This window comes from Flavobacterium sp. MDT1-60 (assembly GCF_014844035.1).
Classification (GTDB): Bacteria; Bacteroidota; Bacteroidia; order Flavobacteriales; family Flavobacteriaceae; genus Flavobacterium.
In genome coordinates, this window is sequence record NZ_CP062159.1 from 362,113 (window position 1) to 377,482 (window position 15,370).

Sequence of the window (15,370 nt, forward strand, 5' to 3'; positions counted from 1 at the left end):
TTTGCTTCATTATAAATTATTATTACAATTACAATGCGTACAGGTACAGTAAAATTTTTCAATGAATCTAAAGGTTATGGATTCATTACAGACGAAGAAACAGGAAAAGATATCTTCGTTCACGCTTCAGGAATTAACGCGGAAGAATTACGCGAAGGTGACCGTGTAAGCTATGAAGAAGAAGAAGGAAGAAAAGGGAAAGTTGCTGCTAAAGTAGCAGTAATCTAAGAAAAATATAGCAATTTATTTTTTTTGCCTCTGAATGGTTTAAAAACGTTTCGATTTATTTCGAAGCGTTTTTTTTTGTTCAAATCTTAAAAAAAACATAAAAAAGGATGCTGTTATTTATAATCAATAAAAATTACAAATAATCACCCTTTTGCAATACACTTAAATCCTTTTTTAGCTTGTGATTTACAGAGTTGAAAGTTATCTTTGTGGCTTATTCTTTAAGTAAAAAACCTAAGTTTATGCAATCTGATCAATACAGTTACATTCCTATTTTAATGCAGTTCATTTTAGCTGTTGGTTTTGTGGTAGGAACAATCATTATTTCTGGAAAATTAGGACCAAAAAGAACCTCAGAAGTTAAAGACAAAAACTTCGAGTGTGGTATCGAATCTGTTGGTAATGCCCGTATTCCCTTTTCAGTAAAATACTTTCTGGTAGCTATTTTGTTCGTGTTGTTTGATGTGGAGGTTATTTTCCTTTATCCTTGGGCTGTAAACTTTAAAGAATTAGGAATGGAAGGAATGCTGAAAATGATTGTTTTCATGGCACTTCTTTTAGTTGGTTTCTTTTATATCATCAAAAAGAAAGCTTTAGACTGGGAATAATACGATTTTAGATTTTAAATTAATGATTTTAGATTTAAGAATTAGCTGATGTCTGAACTTAAATAAAAACATAAATTTAAAATTTGATTTCCTTGAATTAATATACTGATTTAAAAAAATTGATTTTAACTTTTAAGATTTCCCCAAATCTAAAATCTAAAATCAGAAATCTAAAATAAAATGAGCGATTCAAATGTAAATATGGTTGCGCCGCCGGAAGGAGTTGTAGGAGAAGGTTTCTTCGCTACAAAACTAAATGACGTTGTAGGTTTAGCAAGAGCCAATTCATTATGGCCATTGCCTTTTGCAACTTCATGCTGTGGTATCGAATTTATGGCTACAATGGCTTCACATTATGATTTAGCACGATTTGGTTCTGAGCGTGTGAGCTTCTCTCCTCGTCAGGCAGATATGTTAATGGTAATGGGAACTATTTCTAAAAAAATGGCGCCTATTTTAAGACAGGTTTACGAACAAATGGCTGAACCTCGTTGGGTAATTGCCGTTGGAGCATGTGCTTCATCAGGTGGAATCTTCGATACTTATTCTGTTTTACAAGGAATTGATAAAGTAATTCCGGTTGACGTTTACGTTCCGGGATGCCCGCCAAGACCAGAACAAATTGTTGATGGAGTAATGAAACTTCAGGAGTTGGTAAGAAGCGAATCTGTTAGACGCAGAAGTTCTCCAGAATACCAAGAATTACTAGCTTCATATAATATTTCATAAGATGGCCTTAGAAAATACCCTTATTCAGGATAAACTTGCAGAAACATTTGATTCAAGTGTTTTTAACTTTCACCAAGAAAGAGATATTTTTTCAATAGAAACAACAGCTGACAAAATCACTGCTTTAATTCTTTTCTTGAAAAACGATTCTGATTTACGCTTTCACTTTTTAACCGATTTATGCGGTATCCATTATCCGGACAACGAAACAGATCATCAATTCGCGATAGTATATCACTTACACAACTGGTACGAAAACAAACGTATTAGAATTAAAGTATATTTAAGCGGCGAAAAACCAGAGATAAAATCAATCTCAAATATTTTCCTGAGTTCAAACTGGATGGAAAGAGAAACATACGATTTCTTCGGGATTAACTTTATTGGGCATCCGCAATTGAAACGTATTTTGAATATGGACGAAATGATCTCTTTCCCAATGCGAAAAGAATTCCCAATGGAAGACAGCGGAAGAACGGATAAGGACGACAGATTCTTTGGAAGAACAACAACAAATTGCTAAAAAATAAATAATTCAACATTATAAAATGTCAGAACTATTATTACCACCAGAGCATCGATATGCTAAAATAATAAAGGAGAAACTAAACGAAGACGGAAGCGAACTTTCAGTACTAAATTTAGGTCCAACACATCCAGCGACTCACGGTATTTTTCAGAATATCTTATTGATGGATGGAGAGAGAATTCTTGAGGCTGAACCAACTATTGGTTATATCCACAGAGCATTCGAAAAAATTGCCGAAAATCGTCCTTTCTATCAAATTACGCCTCTTACAGATCGTATGAACTATTGCTCCTCTCCTATTAACAATATGGGATGGTGGATGACTTTAGAAAAATTATTAAATATTGAAGTTCCAAAACGTGCTCAATATTTAAGAGTTATCGTAATGGAATTAGCTCGTATTACAGATCACTTAATCTGTAACTCGATTCTTGGTGTAGACACTGGTGCGTATACTGGTTTCTTATACGTTTTTCAATTTAGAGAAAAAGTTTACGAGATCTACGAAGAAATTTGTGGCGCTCGTTTAACAACAAATATGGGAAGAATTGGTGGTTTCGAAAGAGATTGGTCACCAGAAGCTTTCCGCAAATTAGATGTGTTTTTAAAAGATTTTCCTGTCGCCTGGCAAGAATTTGAAAACTTATTCGAAAGAAACAGAATTTTCCTTGACAGGACTGTAAATGTTGGTGCAATCTCAGCAGAGCAAGCAATGGCTTACGGATTTACAGGTCCAAATTTACGTGCTGCAGGTGTTGATTATGACGTTCGTGTTGCACAACCTTATTCGTCTTACGAAGATTTCGATTTTATTGTTCCTGTTGGAAAATCAGGCGATACTTACGATCGTTTTTGTGTTCGTAATGCCGAAGTTCGCGAAAGCTTAAGCATCATTCGTCAGGCTTTAGACAAGATGCCTGCCGGTAATGAATATCATGCAGAAGTTCCTGATTACTACCTGCCTCCAAAAGAAGATGTTTACACTTCAATGGAATCTTTAATTTATCACTTTAAGATTGTAATGGGAGAAGTTCCTGTACCGGTTGCAGAAATTTATCACCCGGTTGAAGGAGGAAATGGAGAATTAGGATTTTATTTAGTTACTGACGGAAGTCGAACTCCATATAGATTACATTTCAGAAGACCTTGCTTTATTTATTATCAGGCATATCCGGAAATGATTAAAGGTGCTTTATTATCAGATGCGATTGTTATCCTTTCAAGTTTAAATGTTATTGCAGGAGAATTAGACGCCTAAAAAGATTGTAGCTTTTAGAATTTAGATTGCAGATTAAAAAATCTAAAATCTAAAGTCAGAAATCTAAAGTTAAAAAGATTGCAGAATGCCGATTCTAGATACAGATTGAAAAATCTAAAATCTAAAATCTAAAATCCAAAATAAGAATGGAAAGAAAACATTACAAACAAGAAATAAACATGACTGAAGCATTGATGACCCGCATCAATGAATTGATTAGTCATTATCCTGAAGACAAAAGAAAATCAGCTTTGTTGCCTGTTTTGCATGAAGTGCAGGACGCACATGATAACTGGTTAAGTACTGATTTGCAGGATAAGGTTGCTGAAATTTTGCACATCAAACCAATTGAGGTTTACGAAGTGGTTACTTTTTATACCATGTACAACCAAAAACCTATTGGAAAATACATGTTCGAATTCTGCCAGACTTCTTGTTGTTGTTTAAATGGTGCTGAAAATTTAATGGATTATACTTCTGAAAAATTAGGCATTAAAATGGGAGAAACAACTCCGGACGGAATGTTTACAATTGCCGGTGTAGAATGTTTAGGTGCTTGCGGATATGCTCCGATGATGCAGTTAGGTGATTTCTACAAAGAAAAATTGACAGAAGAAAAAATCGATCAGTTAATCGCTGATTGTAGAGATGATAAAATAATATTACACGATAAATAAGATGTCACAGAAAATATTATTAGATAAAATCAATATTCCGGGTATCAAAACCTACGAAGTTTATCGCCAAAATGGTGGTTATGCTTCTGTAGAAAAAGCTTTGAAAACACTTACGCCAGATGAAGTTGTTGAAGAAGTAAAAAAATCAGGGCTTCGTGGTCGTGGAGGCGCAGGTTTCCCAGCCGGAATGAAATGGAGCTTTATTGATAAAAAATCAGGTAAACCAAGACACTTAGTTTGCAACGCCGATGAATCTGAACCAGGAACTTTCAAAGATCGTTATTTGATGGAATTTATTCCTCACTTATTGATAGAGGGAATGATTACTTCTAGTTTCGCATTAGGCGCTAACCTATCTTATATCTACATCCGTGGAGAATATATGTGGGTTTTCAAAATTTTAGAAAGAGCAATCGCCGAAGCAAAAGCTGCAGGTTGGTTAGGAAAAAATATATTAGGAACAGGTTACGATTTAGAATTGCACGTTCACTGTGGAGCCGGAGCTTATATTTGTGGGGAAGAGACTGCACTTATAGAATCATTGGAAGGCAAAAGAGGAAATCCTCGTATTAAACCGCCTTTCCCAGCGGTTTCCGGACTTTGGGCAAATCCAACAGTAGTAAACAATGTGGAAACTATCGCTGCAGTGCCTTGGATCATCAACAATTCTGGAGATGATTATGCTAAAATTGGTGTAGGTCGTTCAACCGGAACTAAATTAATTTCTGCTTCAGGACACATTAAAAATCCTGGTGTATATGAAATTGAACTAGGATTAAGCGTTGACGAATTCATGAATTCTGATGAATATTTAGGAGGAATGTCTTCTAGCAGACCATTGAAAGCATTTGTTCCGGGAGGATCTTCAGTGCCAATTTTACCAGCTGAATTAATTTTCAAAACAGCAAACGGCGAAGACAGATTAATGACTTACGAATCTTTAAGTGATGGTGGTTTTGCTACCGGATCTATGTTAGGTTCAGGAGGATTTATTGTTTATAACGACACTGCTTGTGTGGTTAGAAACACTTGGAATTTTGCACGTTTTTACCACCACGAATCTTGCGGGCAATGTACACCTTGCCGTGAAGGAACAGGTTGGTTAGAAAAAATCTTGTGGAGAATTGAAAACGGTCAGGGCCGTGAAGAAGATATCGAATTATTATGGAGTATTCAAAGTAAAATCGAGGGTAACACGATTTGCCCGCTTGGCGACGCGGCTTCCTGGCCGGTAGCAGCAGCAATCCGTCACTTTAGAGATGAATTTGAATACCATGTTCGTTTCCCTGAAAAAATTAAACACAGAGATCATTTTGTTGCTGAACCTTTCTCGCAAGTGAAACATTTGGTAGGCGGTAAAGTAATCGTATAAAGAAATATAAAGCAGAAAGTTATAAAGTTAATAATATAAAAAGGACAGCAAATCTTTTTAAATATTCCGACTTTCAACATTCAAATCAATAAGAGATGAAAGTAACCATAGACGGTCAAAGTATAGACGTAGAGCCAGGAACAACGATCCTGCAGGCTGCACGTATGATTGGTGGAGATTTGGTACCACCAGCCATGTGCTATTACTCAAAATTAAAAGGCAGCGGCGGAAAATGTCGTTGTTGTTTAGTTGAAGTTTCTAAAGGTAGCGAAGCTGACCCAAGACCAATGCCAAAATTGATGGCATCTTGTGTAACAGGATGTATGGACGGAATGGAAGTTAACAGCAAATCTTCTGACAGAGTAACGGAAGCCCGTAAATCTGTAACAGAATTTTTATTGATCAATCACCCACTCGACTGCCCGGTTTGCGATCAGGCCGGAGAATGTGATCTTCAAAATTTAAGTTTCGAACACGGAAATCCAAAATCGCGTTTTATTGAAGAAAAAAGGACATTTGAACCAGAAGATATTGGTCCAAATATTCAACTACATATGAACCGTTGTATCTTATGTCAAAGATGTGTACAAGTTGCAGATCAATTGACAGACAACAGAGTTCACGGAGTATTAGATCGTGGAGATCACGCTAATATTTCAACCGGAATCTCAAAAGCTATCGATAATGAATTCTCTGGAAACATGATTGACGTATGCCCGGTTGGAGCATTAACTGATAAAACTTTCCGTTTCAAATCGAGAGTTTGGTTCAACAAACCTTATAATGCACACAGAGAATGTACAACTCCGGGATGTTGTGGAAAAACAACAGTTTGGATGTTTGGAGGAGAAATTCAACGTGTTACTGGTCGTAAAGATGAGTACCATGAAGTGGAAGAATTCATCTGCAACTCTTGCCGTTTTGATCACAAAAATGTGAATGACTGGGTTATTGAAGGGCCAAGAGAATTTGAAAAAGACTCTGTTATCAACCAAAATAACTACACTCAAAAACTAGAGAAAGTAGAAATAGATACAGAAAAAACTATCCTTATGGGTAGAGATATTGACCGTAAAAAAATTAGTATGGCTGAAATTCCATTAAACACTAACAACAAAATTTCTTAATGATGGTAGATGGAACGTTTATTATAGAGAAAAGTGTTGTAATTGTTGTGGTTTTTGCTATAACAATGATCATGGCCATGTATTCTACCTGGGCTGAACGTAAAGTTGCAGCTTTTCTTCAGGATCGTGTAGGGCCAAACCGTGCCGGATGGGGAGGTTTATTGCAACCACTTGCAGATGGTATGAAATTATTTTCAAAAGAAGAATTTGAGCCTAACACACCTAATAAATTTTTATTCGTTGTTGGACCTGCAATTGCCATGAGTACGGCTTTGATGACCAGTGCTGTAATTCCATGGGGAGACAGACTGCATGTTTTTGGACGTGATGTTCTTTTACAGGCGACAGATGTAAATATTGCTCTATTATATGTTTTTGGAGTAATTTCTGTTGGAGTCTACGGAATTATGATTGGTGGATGGGCTTCAAACAATAAATTCTCTTTGATGGGAGCTGTTCGTGCGGCTTCGCAAATGGTTTCTTATGAAGTTGCTATGGGATTATCAATGATTGCCTTATTGATGATGACCGGAACTTTAAGCTTAAAAGAAATCTCTGAGCAACAGGCCGGAATGAACTGGAATGTTTTTTACCAGCCATTATCTTTCCTGATTTTCCTGATTTGTGCTTTCGCAGAAACAAACAGAACGCCTTTTGACTTAGCAGAATGTGAATCTGAGTTGATTGGTGGATATCATACTGAATATTCATCGATGAAAATGGGATTCTATTTATTTGCTGAGTACGCTAACATGTTTATCTCTGCTACAATTATATCAGTACTGTTTTTTGGAGGATACAATTATCCTGGAATGCAATGGATGGTAGAAAATGTAGGTGTAAATACAGCTAATATTTTAGGAATCGCGGTGTTGTTTGCCAAAATATGTTTCTTCATATTCTTTTATATGTGGGTACGTTGGACAATTCCAAGATTTAGATATGACCAGTTAATGAATTTAGGTTGGAAAATTTTGATTCCGCTTTCGATCATTAATATCATGATTACAGGAGTTGTAATTTTAAGACATGATATCGCAGCATACTTAGGGTTTTAATACCTGAGTGCCCTAGCCCTGATAGAAGCGGCATCCTTTTATGGTCTCGTTTTTTAACGAGATAAAAAGATACAGCGAATAGCAGGATTAGCTTCAAATTAAAAATAAAATAGATTTTGGATTTGATTTAACCGTCAAATGTAAATCGTAAATCATACATTAAAAAATGTCAATAGAAACTATATCATTATCGGGTAGAAAAAAGATGGTCTCAAACAAAGAGATGACTTTTTGGGAACGATTGTATCTTGTGGCGATTGTGAAAGGATTGCTTATTACGCTTAAGCACCTTTTCAGAAAAAAAGTAACCATTCATTACCCAGAACAAGTACGTGAAATGAGTCCGGTTTATCGTGGTCAACACCAGTTGAAGCGTGATGAGCAAGGCCGCGAGAACTGTACGGCCTGTGGATTATGTGCTTTATCGTGCCCTGCAGAAGCGATTACTATGAAAGCTGCCGAGCGTAAACCAGATGAAAAACATTTATACAGAGAAGAAAAATATGCTTCGATTTATGAAATCAATATGTTAAGATGCATTTTCTGTGGTCTTTGTGAAGAAGCTTGCCCAAAAGATGCTATCTATTTGACAACTTCAAAAGTTTTGGTTCCTTCTAGTTATGAAAGAGAAGATTTCATTTTTGGAAAAGACAGATTAGTGATGCCACTTGACGTGGCGATCAAAAATGCTCAACTTAATAATGCTAACTAAATGATACATATTCCTGATTTTGCACACGCAACAACTGTACAAATTATATTTTGTTTCTTAGCGTTTATTACGGTGATTACCGCATTTTTGACCATTTTTAGCAGAAATCCTATTCATAGTGCTATCTATTTAGTAATCTGTTTCTTTTCGATTGCTGGTCATTATTTATTATTAAACTCTCAATTTTTGGCTATCGTACATATTATAGTCTATTCGGGAGCGATTATGATTTTGTTCCTGTTTACGATTATGTTAATGAACCTAAACGAACGCCATCAGGTTCACAGACCTAGAATTACTCGTTTAGGCGCAATTGTTTCTTTTTGTTTGATTTGCATTGTATTAATTGCAATCTTCATCAATTCGAAACCAATTGTAGGTGCATACGATTCAACTGGGGAAGATTTTCAGTCTATCAAAGTATTGGGTAAAATATTATTGAACGAATATATGGTTCCGTTTGAATTTGCTTCGATTTTGCTTTTAGTAGCCATGATTGGAACAGTATTATTGTCTAAAAAAGAAAAATTAAATAAATAATGGGTAATATATTAAATCAAATAGGTATTGAAAACTACATCTTTTTAAGTGTTGTACTTTTTTGTATTGGTGTTTTTGGTGTATTGTACAGACGAAATGCTATTATCGTTTTCATGTCTATCGAAATCATGTTGAATGCAGTTAACCTTTTATTTGTTGCTTTTTCAACGTATCATCAAGATGCGCAAGGACAGGTTTTTGTGTTCTTTTCGATGGCAGTTGCTGCAGCAGAAGTTGCGGTAGGATTGGCCATTCTGGTTTCTATTTTTAGAAATTTAGGCTCAATTAGTATCGATAATTTAAAAAATTTAAAAGGATAAATGGAAATGGATACCAATTTAGCTTTAGTCTTAGTTTTATCTCCTTTTTTAGGATTTTTAATCAATGTTTTTTTTGGGAAAAGCTTAGGAAAAACAGTTTCGGGTATTATCGGAACAGTTGCTGTAGCAGTTTCTTTTATAGTTACACTTATACTTTTTAATCAAATTACTTCAACTGGAAAAGCCATTCAGGTAACTTTATTTGACTGGATCCAGATCAGTAATCTTCATATTAATTTAGGATTTTTATTAGATCAATTATCTGTTCTTTGGTTGCTTTTTGTTACCGGAATTGGATCATTGATTCACTTATACTCTATCAGTTACATGCACGATGATGAGAATATGCATAAGTTTTTTGCGTATTTAAATCTGTTCATATTCTTCATGATTACCTTGGTAACTGGAAGTAACTTATTAGTTTTATTTATTGGATGGGAAGGCGTTGGACTTTGTTCGTACTTATTAATTGGATTCTGGCATAAAAACCAGGATTACAATGATGCTGCGAAAAAAGCTTTCATCATGAACAGAATTGGAGATTTAGGTTTGTTAATCGGAATGTTCATTCTTGGTGCTGTGTTCTCAACTTTAGATTATGCAACTTTAAAAACGGCGATTGCCGGAGCAACAAACCTAAACATACCTTTGCTTTCGTTAGCGGCTTTATGTTTGTTTATTGGAGCTTGTGGTAAATCAGCACAAATTCCGTTATACACCTGGTTACCTGATGCGATGGCTGGACCAACTCCGGTTTCTGCATTGATTCACGCAGCGACCATGGTTACTGCAGGTATCTTTATGGTAACGAGATTAAACTTTGTTTTTGATTTAGCACCAGATGTCCAGACTGTAATAGCAATAGTTGGAGCTGTAACTTCATTAGTTGCCGCAACAATTGGTTTGGTTCAGACTGATATTAAGAAAGTATTAGCCTACTCTACCGTTTCTCAATTAGGTTTAATGTTTTTAGCTTTAGGATTTGGTGCTTATGAAGTAGCTGTTTTTCACGTAATCACACACGCTTTCTTTAAAGCTTGTTTGTTCTTAGGATCAGGATCTGTAATTCACGGATTGCATGGAGAACAGGATATGCGTAAAATGGGAGGTTTGCGTAAAGCAATGCCAATCACTTTCTGGACCATGTTGATTTCTTCATTAGCGATTTCAGGCGTTCCTTTGTTTTCAGGTTTCTTCTCTAAAGATGAAATCTTAATGACTGCTTTTCACCATAATATTCCGCTTTATGTTATTGGATCTATTGCTTCAATCATGACTGCTTTTTATATGTTCAGATTGATGTTCCTTACTTTCTTTAAAGATTTCAGAGGAACTGAAGAACAAAAACACCATTTGCATGAAAGTGACGGATTAATTACTTTCCCTTTAATGATTTTAGCCATTCTGGCAACTTTTGGAGGTCTTATCAGTCTTCCTGGAAACAGTTGGTTAAACGAATATATGGCTCCACTTTTCACGAAAGTGGCTGGAGAAGAACATCATTTAGGCGCAACAGAATATACTCTTATGGGAGTTGCAGTTTTAGGTGGATTGATCGGTATCTTAATTGCTTATATTAAATATTTCAAACAAGATAATGTTCCTGAATCAGATGAGAACATCACTGGTTTAACCAAAGTTTTATACAACAAATATTATGTAGATGAAATTTACGATGCAATATTTGTACGCTCTGTAAACGGATTATCAGGATTCTTTAGAGATTATGTTGAAACTGGTTTGTCTGCAGTTGTTTTCGGATTAGGTAAAGTAACTAATGAACTGGCTTTTCAAGGTAAAAAATTACAAAACGGAAGTATCGGATTATATCTATTTGCTTTTGTTTTGGGTCTTTGTGCCATTATTTCCTATATATTTTTAGCTCAATAATTTTATAACTATGAACGTTTCTCTTATATTAATTATTCTTTTAATTGGTGCATTTGTCACTTATTTTGTTGGTGATAAACTAGCATCAAAAGTAGCTTTGTTCTTTAGTTTGGCAGCTTTAGGCTGTTCGGTTGTATTGTTAAATCATTTTTGTGCTGGTGAAAACATCAGTGTAATTAATGCCTGGATTACACAACCTAAAATTTCATTTGCGCTAAATGCAGATGGATTGGCAATTGCTATGCTTTTATTAACGGTAGCTTTAACGCCAATTATTATATTCTCCTCTTTTGGAAATGAATATAAAAATGCAAAAGGTTTTTATGCTTTAATTTTATTTATGGCTTTTGCAATGACAGGAACTTTTCTTGCTGCAGATGGTCTTTTATATTATATTTTCTGGGAATTAGCACTTATTCCTATTTACTTTATTGCGCTTATTTGGGGTAATGGAGATGCTGAAGAGCGTAGAAAAGCAGTGGTTAAATTCTTTATTTACACACTTGCCGGTTCATTGTTCATGTTAGTAGCTTTCATTTATTTATACCAAAAAGCCGGAAGTTTCTTAATCGAAGATTTATACAAATTAAACTTATCTGCTGATGAGCAGCTTTGGATATTCTTAGCTTTCTTTTTAGCTTACGCAATTAAAATTCCAATTATTCCTTTCCATACCTGGCAGGCTAATGTTTACCAAAAAGCACCAACAGTTGGAACTATGCTTTTATCTGGTATCATGTTAAAAATGGGATTATATAGTGTTATTCGTTGGCAATTGCCAATTGCACCTCTTGCTGCAAAAGAATATATGGATATTTTCATCGCTTTAGGAATTGCTGGTGTAATCTACGGATCAATAGTTGCTTTGAGACAAAAAGATTTAAAGAAATTATTGGCTTATTCTTCTCTTGCGCACGTTGGATTAATTGCAGCCGGTACTTACACTTTAACTCTGGATGGTTTACGTGGAGCCGTTTTACAAATGATTGCTCACGGTTTTGTTGTTGTTGGATTATTCTACGCTGCTGAAATTGTTTACCGAAGATTCGAAACGAGAAACATTTCAGAAATGGGAGGTATCCGTACACAATCGCCAAAATTCACTTCTATGTTTTTAATTTTGGTTTTAGCTTCTGTAGCTTTGCCTGGTACTTTTAACTTCGTTGGAGAATTTACTGTTTTGTATAGTCTTTCTCAAATCAATATTTGGTTCGCTGTTTTAGGCGGAACAACTATTATTTTAGGAGCTTATTATATGCTTAAGATGTTCCAAAATGTAATGTTAGGAGAAACAAATTCGAAAACTTTTGCAGATGTATCTGTTAATGAAGGAATTTCATTAGTTGTAATTATCGCTGTTTTAATTTTCTTCGGATTTTATCCAAAACCAATTACAGATTTGATTACTCCGAGTTTAGAAACAATTTTGAGCGTTATCAATAAAAATTAATATTTTAAATAAAAATAAATTAGGACATCTATAGTTTGGATTTCCTAAATCAAAAAAGCAAAAATGAATACATTAATAGCTATAACAGGATTGGGTATTTTCTGCCTATTATTTGAAATTCTTAATTTAAGAAAAGCCATTGTTCCAATTACCATTCTTGGTTTATTGGGTGTTCTGGCACTTAATTTTTCTGAATTTGGATCAACAGAAAGTTACTACAACAATATGATTACAGTGAGTAAATTCTCAACTGCGTTCTCATCATTGTTCATCATCCTGACCATTTTCTTAGTGGCATTAAGTCATAATTTCTATGAAAATCATCCAACCAAAATTTCAGATTTTGTTGCTATAAAAATATTTTTATTAGCCGGAGGAGTTGCAATGGTTTCTTTTGGAAATTTAGCGATGTTTTTCTTAGGAATCGAAATTTTATCAATTGCTTTATATGTACTTGCTGCAAGTGAGCGTTTGAATCTGAAAAGTAACGAAGCCGGTATGAAATACTTTTTGATGGGATCGTTCGCATCAGGAATTATTCTATTTGGTATCTGTTTAATTTACGGCGCTATGGGAAGCTTTGATGTTGTTGAAATCAGCGAAAGTTCTTTATCTGCCGAATTACCAATCTGGTTCCCAATCGGAATGATATTAATGACTATCGGAATGTTGTTTAAAGTAGCTGCTGTTCCATTTCACTTTTGGGCTCCGGATGTTTACGAAGGATCTCCTGCTTTGACAACTGCTTTAATGAGTACTTTGGCAAAAGTTGTAGCTATTGCAACGCTTTATAAATTAATCTCAGCTTTAAATTTAATTCCATCACTTGAAAATCAGGATTTATTAGGAACTTTTGAAACTATCGTGGTTATCATTTCTATTGCTTCTATGACTGTTGGAAATATAATGGCATTACGTCAGGTAAATGTAAAACGTATGTTGGCATTCTCAGGAATCTCACATGCCGGTTTTATGTTGATGGCTTTATTAACGATCGCAACTTCAGCAGGAGTATTGTTATATTATACAGCTGCTTATGCATTAGCCGGAATCGCTGCATTTAGTGTTATTTTATATGTTTGTAAAAATCAGGATAATGAAGATATTACAAACTTTCATGGTTTAGGAAAAACGAATCCGTTATTGGCTGCAATATTAACCGGTTCATTATTATCTATGGCAGGTATCCCGATTTTCTCTGGATTTTTTGCCAAGTTATTTTTATTCAACCAAACAATTGAAGCTGGTTATATCGCTTTAGTAATTGTAGCTGTTATCAACTCAATTATAAGTGTTGGTTATTATTTCAAACTAATTTTAGCCATGTACTCTAAAGAACCAAATCAGGAACGTACTGGAAAACCATTCCTTATTTATGCTGTTGCGATAGTTTCAATGGTATTAAATATTGTTTTAGGTTTGTTTCCATCTTTAGTTTTAGATTTATTGAACTAAAATTCAATTACAATATAACATCAATCCATCAATATTTTTTTGATGGATTTTTTGTTTTAAGCCCATTCCTTTCGGAAGAAAATTTCATGTTAAAAATTTAACTCAAATAATTGCACTTCAAAAAAACTCCATATATTTGAGTACAATTAAATGTATTAAAAATATGAACTTCAATTCAAAAAATCCATTTTTAAGCGACAAGCGTTTTTCATCAAATGCTGTTTCAAAAGCTGAAGAAGTGCACGAAGCAAAGATTATTGATTACAATCAGGAAATGACTTTGTCAGGTACTATCAATAAGACAGCTATTTTATTTTTAATTTTAACGGCTGCTGCTATGGTAACATGGTGGATGGCATTTAACGGAATGAATCCTATTGTGCCTGCTTTTGGAGGTGCTATTATTGGTTTAATTCTGGTTGTTATAGCTTCTTTCAAACAGCATCTTTCTCCTTATTTAGCTCCAGGTTATGCCTTGTTTGAAGGTTTATTTATTGGTGGAATCTCTGCTATTTTTGAAATTAAATATCCAGGTATTGTTGTCAATGCTGTTAGTGCAACTCTAGTAACCTTCTTAGTTTGCCTGGGTTTATATAAATTTAAAATTGTAAAAGTTACAGAGCAATTCAAGTCTGTAGTTATTGCTTCTACACTAGCAATTGCAACATACTATTTGATTTCATGGCTTGCTTCTCTAATTTTCAATTTCACACCGGTACATTATGGAAACGGTATGATGAGTATTGGAATTAGCGTTTTTGTAATCATTATTGCAGCTTTAAATCTTTTCTTAGATTTCGATCAAATCGAAAAAGGAGTTCAACAAAGAATGCCAAAATTCATGGAATGGTTTGGCGCTATGGGATTAATGATCACACTAGTTTGGTTATACGTTGAATTTTTAAGATTACTATCTAAATTATCAAGTAAAGACTAAACTTACTTCAACATATTTTAAAGCCTTTTTGAGTTTTCAAAAAGGCTTTTTTTTGCCTTAAATTATTCCCAAAAACAATTAATATTACAATCGATAGTTGTAGCATAATCTTTTTTATCTCAGCTAAAGTTCTTGTAAAAAAATAGAGCAAATTATCGTAAAAATTCATTCTTTACTTAAAAAAAATTAGTTCTAAAAATACAAAAGTAACTTTTTTCCTTCAAAATATTATTCTGCCACAATTCTTTCATTTTTATAAAAAATCATTACCCCAGGAGTTAAATCTCTTATACTATACTTCAAAAAACTTCAGTAAAATTAATACTTCCCGAGATTTAAATTTTGTATGTAATAAATTACAATTAATGCAACTTATTACATAATTACCAGTATAATATCAATATTTTTACATAATGTGTTTTTTTATTCTAAAATAAATACGAATTAAGAAAAACTTTATATTTTTGTGTAATCGATTAC

Annotated in this window: 16 protein-coding genes; all 16 read left to right on the top strand. The window is 34.2% G+C overall.

The features are described from left to right. Positions 1-33 precede the first annotated feature (33 nt). On the top strand, positions 34-228 hold the full coding sequence (locus IHE43_RS01475; protein WP_007137066.1) for a cold-shock protein: 195 nt from the start codon (positions 34-36) through the stop codon (positions 226-228). A gap of 242 nt (positions 229-470) precedes the next feature. Next, positions 471-836 (top strand): NADH-quinone oxidoreductase subunit A, encoded by a 366-nt coding sequence (locus IHE43_RS01480; RefSeq protein WP_026982602.1) that lies wholly within the window; start codon positions 471-473, stop codon positions 834-836. A 180-nt stretch (positions 837-1,016) separates the two neighbouring features. Beyond that, complete coding sequence (locus tag IHE43_RS01485; RefSeq protein WP_056189678.1) at positions 1,017-1,565, top strand: NADH-quinone oxidoreductase subunit B; 549 nt, start codon at positions 1,017-1,019, stop codon at positions 1,563-1,565. Position 1,566: 1 nt separating this feature from the next. Continuing rightward, a complete protein-coding gene (locus tag IHE43_RS01490; RefSeq protein ID WP_192186354.1) occupies positions 1,567-2,088 on the top strand; it encodes an NADH-quinone oxidoreductase subunit C in 522 nt (173 codons plus the stop codon). A 25-nt stretch (positions 2,089-2,113) separates the two neighbouring features. Then, on the top strand, positions 2,114-3,352 hold the full coding sequence (locus tag IHE43_RS01495) for an NADH-quinone oxidoreductase subunit D (RefSeq protein WP_192186355.1): 1,239 nt from the start codon (positions 2,114-2,116) through the stop codon (positions 3,350-3,352). Between the two features lie 146 nt (positions 3,353-3,498). Continuing rightward, the gene (locus IHE43_RS01500) at positions 3,499-4,029 is read left to right on the top strand and encodes an NAD(P)H-dependent oxidoreductase subunit E (RefSeq protein ID WP_192186356.1); all 531 of its coding nucleotides are present in this window, start codon (positions 3,499-3,501) and stop codon (positions 4,027-4,029) included. 1 nt (position 4,030) lies between these two features. Then, positions 4,031-5,401, top strand: a complete 1,371-nt coding sequence (gene nuoF, locus IHE43_RS01505; protein WP_192186357.1) for an NADH-quinone oxidoreductase subunit NuoF — start codon at positions 4,031-4,033, stop codon at positions 5,399-5,401. A 95-nt stretch (positions 5,402-5,496) separates the two neighbouring features. Beyond that, positions 5,497-6,528, top strand: coding sequence for a 2Fe-2S iron-sulfur cluster-binding protein (locus IHE43_RS01510; RefSeq protein ID WP_026982595.1), 1,032 nt, complete (start codon positions 5,497-5,499; stop codon positions 6,526-6,528). Further along, on the top strand, positions 6,528-7,586 hold the full coding sequence (nuoH, locus tag IHE43_RS01515) for an NADH-quinone oxidoreductase subunit NuoH (protein ID WP_192186358.1): 1,059 nt from the start codon (positions 6,528-6,530) through the stop codon (positions 7,584-7,586). Before IHE43_RS01510 ends, nuoH begins: the two co-directional genes overlap by 1 nt. 166 nt (positions 7,587-7,752) lie before the next feature. Continuing rightward, positions 7,753-8,298 (top strand): NADH-quinone oxidoreductase subunit I, encoded by a 546-nt coding sequence (locus IHE43_RS01520; protein ID WP_192186359.1) that lies wholly within the window; start codon positions 7,753-7,755, stop codon positions 8,296-8,298. Further along, the gene (locus IHE43_RS01525) at positions 8,299-8,838 is read left to right on the top strand and encodes an NADH-quinone oxidoreductase subunit J (RefSeq protein ID WP_192186360.1); all 540 of its coding nucleotides are present in this window, start codon (positions 8,299-8,301) and stop codon (positions 8,836-8,838) included. It begins immediately after the preceding gene. Then, the gene (gene nuoK / locus IHE43_RS01530) at positions 8,838-9,158 is read left to right on the top strand and encodes an NADH-quinone oxidoreductase subunit NuoK (RefSeq protein WP_026982591.1); all 321 of its coding nucleotides are present in this window, start codon (positions 8,838-8,840) and stop codon (positions 9,156-9,158) included. Before IHE43_RS01525 ends, nuoK begins: the two co-directional genes overlap by 1 nt. 6 nt (positions 9,159-9,164) lie before the next feature. Continuing rightward, on the top strand, positions 9,165-11,048 hold the full coding sequence (gene nuoL, locus IHE43_RS01535; RefSeq protein ID WP_192186361.1) for an NADH-quinone oxidoreductase subunit L: 1,884 nt from the start codon (positions 9,165-9,167) through the stop codon (positions 11,046-11,048). Between the two features lie 10 nt (positions 11,049-11,058). Beyond that, positions 11,059-12,498: a NuoM family protein gene (locus IHE43_RS01540; protein WP_192186362.1), complete on the top strand. Its 1,440-nt coding sequence runs from the start codon at positions 11,059-11,061 to the stop codon at positions 12,496-12,498. A gap of 63 nt (positions 12,499-12,561) precedes the next feature. After that, positions 12,562-13,953, top strand: a complete 1,392-nt coding sequence (locus tag IHE43_RS01545; RefSeq protein ID WP_192186363.1) for an NADH-quinone oxidoreductase subunit N — start codon at positions 12,562-12,564, stop codon at positions 13,951-13,953. Positions 13,954-14,116: 163 nt separating this feature from the next. Beyond that, on the top strand, positions 14,117-14,890 hold the full coding sequence (locus tag IHE43_RS01550) for a Bax inhibitor-1/YccA family protein (protein ID WP_192186364.1): 774 nt from the start codon (positions 14,117-14,119) through the stop codon (positions 14,888-14,890). Positions 14,891-15,370 lie beyond the last annotated feature (480 nt).

Bases quoted from the DNA above. Each gene is read 5' to 3' on its own strand.
- IHE43_RS01475 (WP_007137066.1), top strand. From the start codon at position 34: ATGCGTACAGGTACAGTAAAATTTTTCAATGAATCTAAAGGTTATGGA.
- IHE43_RS01480 (WP_026982602.1), top strand. From the start codon at position 471: ATGCAATCTGATCAATACAGTTACATTCCTATTTTAATGCAGTTCATT.
- IHE43_RS01485 (WP_056189678.1), top strand. From the start codon at position 1,017: ATGAGCGATTCAAATGTAAATATGGTTGCGCCGCCGGAAGGAGTTGTA.
- IHE43_RS01490 (WP_192186354.1), top strand. From the start codon at position 1,567: ATGGCCTTAGAAAATACCCTTATTCAGGATAAACTTGCAGAAACATTT.
- IHE43_RS01495 (WP_192186355.1), top strand. From the start codon at position 2,114: ATGTCAGAACTATTATTACCACCAGAGCATCGATATGCTAAAATAATA.
- IHE43_RS01500 (WP_192186356.1), top strand. From the start codon at position 3,499: ATGGAAAGAAAACATTACAAACAAGAAATAAACATGACTGAAGCATTG.
- nuoF (WP_192186357.1), top strand. From the start codon at position 4,031: ATGTCACAGAAAATATTATTAGATAAAATCAATATTCCGGGTATCAAA.
- IHE43_RS01510 (WP_026982595.1), top strand. From the start codon at position 5,497: ATGAAAGTAACCATAGACGGTCAAAGTATAGACGTAGAGCCAGGAACA.
- nuoH (WP_192186358.1), top strand. From the start codon at position 6,528: ATGATGGTAGATGGAACGTTTATTATAGAGAAAAGTGTTGTAATTGTT.
- IHE43_RS01520 (WP_192186359.1), top strand. From the start codon at position 7,753: ATGTCAATAGAAACTATATCATTATCGGGTAGAAAAAAGATGGTCTCA.
- IHE43_RS01525 (WP_192186360.1), top strand. From the start codon at position 8,299: ATGATACATATTCCTGATTTTGCACACGCAACAACTGTACAAATTATA.
- nuoK (WP_026982591.1), top strand. From the start codon at position 8,838: ATGGGTAATATATTAAATCAAATAGGTATTGAAAACTACATCTTTTTA.
- nuoL (WP_192186361.1), top strand. From the start codon at position 9,165: ATGGATACCAATTTAGCTTTAGTCTTAGTTTTATCTCCTTTTTTAGGA.
- IHE43_RS01540 (WP_192186362.1), top strand. From the start codon at position 11,059: ATGAACGTTTCTCTTATATTAATTATTCTTTTAATTGGTGCATTTGTC.
- IHE43_RS01545 (WP_192186363.1), top strand. From the start codon at position 12,562: ATGAATACATTAATAGCTATAACAGGATTGGGTATTTTCTGCCTATTA.
- IHE43_RS01550 (WP_192186364.1), top strand. From the start codon at position 14,117: ATGAACTTCAATTCAAAAAATCCATTTTTAAGCGACAAGCGTTTTTCA.